Source organism: Candidatus Pantoea communis (assembly GCF_011752685.1).
In the GTDB taxonomy this organism is placed as follows: Bacteria; Pseudomonadota; Gammaproteobacteria; order Enterobacterales; family Enterobacteriaceae; genus Pantoea; species Pantoea communis.
This window is the reverse complement of the sequence record NZ_VWXC01000070.1, coordinates 1-718: the sequence shown is the minus strand read 5'-3', so window position 1 is coordinate 718 and position 718 is coordinate 1. Positions and strand designations below refer to the sequence as shown.

Genomic DNA, 718 nt, shown 5'->3' with positions numbered 1-718 from the left:
ATGGCGGGTCAGTACGTGGCCGGGCTTATTCCCGAGCGCTGCCAGACCGACTACCGCAACGAGCTGGAGCGCCTGACGGCCGACGAGGCGGCGATTTCACTGCCGCGCACGCTGCAGATATGGGGGCTCAGGCGCGACGGCCGGGAATTTCCGGCCGACGTATCGTTCTCCGGCTGGCGGGAGGGCGGAGAACGCCTGGTGGGGATGATCATCCGCGACGTCACCGCCCGGCACGAGAGCGAGGCCCGTCTCTGCGAGCTCGCCTCACTGGACATGCTGACACGGCTGGCCAGCCGCGGTGCGTTTATGCAGCAGCTGGGGCAGCTGACGGAGGCCGGCGTGCCGTACACCCTGCTGATGACCGACCTGGACGGCTTCAAGGAGGTCAATGACACGCTCGGGCACGCCGCCGGCGACGCGCTGCTCTGTCACGTGGCGGAGCAGATCCGGCTGGTGTGCGCGGACGCGGTCACCGCCGCCCGGCTCGGCGGTGACGAATTTATCATCCTGCTGCCGGGCGGAAGTGCCGGGGCCGGCCTGACGGCGGAGCGCCTGATTGCCGCCGTGCAGACGCCTTTCAGCTACCACGGCTCACCGGTAGTCGTCGGCGCCAGCACCGGCATTGCCGCCTATCCCGAACACGGAGAGGACGCCTCGTCGGTGATGTCGGCGGCGGACCTGGCGCTCTACCGGGCCAAGGCGTCGGGCAAGGGCTGCA

1 protein-coding gene is annotated in these 718 nt (G+C 69.5%); it reads left to right on the top strand.

Annotated features, from left to right (window positions below; all coding sequences use genetic code 11):
• A partial coding sequence (locus F3J37_RS27865) for a sensor domain-containing diguanylate cyclase (RefSeq protein ID WP_166936860.1) occupies positions 1–718 on the top strand: 718 nt, incomplete at both ends.